This window comes from Pseudomonas paracarnis, assembly GCF_904063055.1.
Lineage (GTDB): Bacteria > Pseudomonadota > Gammaproteobacteria > Pseudomonadales > Pseudomonadaceae > Aquipseudomonas > Aquipseudomonas paracarnis.
In genome coordinates this window covers 1-488 of the sequence record NZ_CAJFCN010000061.1, presented here as the reverse complement: position 1 = coordinate 488, position 488 = coordinate 1, and the positions used below count along the sequence as shown (strand labels likewise).

General features: G+C 60.2%; 1 pseudogene. It reads left to right on the top strand.

The features are described from left to right. Positions 1-109: 109 nt before the first annotated feature. Positions 110-488 (top strand): annotated as a pseudogene (locus tag JMV15_RS27890) (glutamine synthetase family protein); the annotation flags it as partial.

The following is a 488-nucleotide window of genomic DNA, read 5'->3' as shown; positions in this document are numbered from 1 at the left end:
CCTTACCCTCTGTGTCCTACGTCGATCTACCCCATGGATGACGCGAACCTGTGGGCGTCTGCTCGTCGGCGCCTGCGTGATTGGCTTACCCAAACGTATGAGACTTCCCATGAGTGTTTTTGCCTGCCTGCATGAAGCCCAGGTCTTCCTTGAACAGAACCCCGACATTGAGATGTGCGAGCTGTTTATCCTCGATAACAACGGCGTACCGCGCGGCAAGCTGCTGCACCGCGACGAACTGCTGGCGGTGTACGAAAGTGGCCGGCATCTGCCCAGCACCATCCTCGGACTGACTATCAATGGCGATGACGAAGAAAACTCCGGGCTGGTTTGGGAGGTGGGGGATATCGACTGCCGCGCCTATCCGATCAGCGGCAGCTGGCAGCGCATGCCATGGAGCTTGATCCCAACCGCGGCGGTGCAAGGCAGCATGCACCCAACCGAAGGCCTGCAGGCCACCGTGGCCGAACGCAGGCAACGGCTGGACA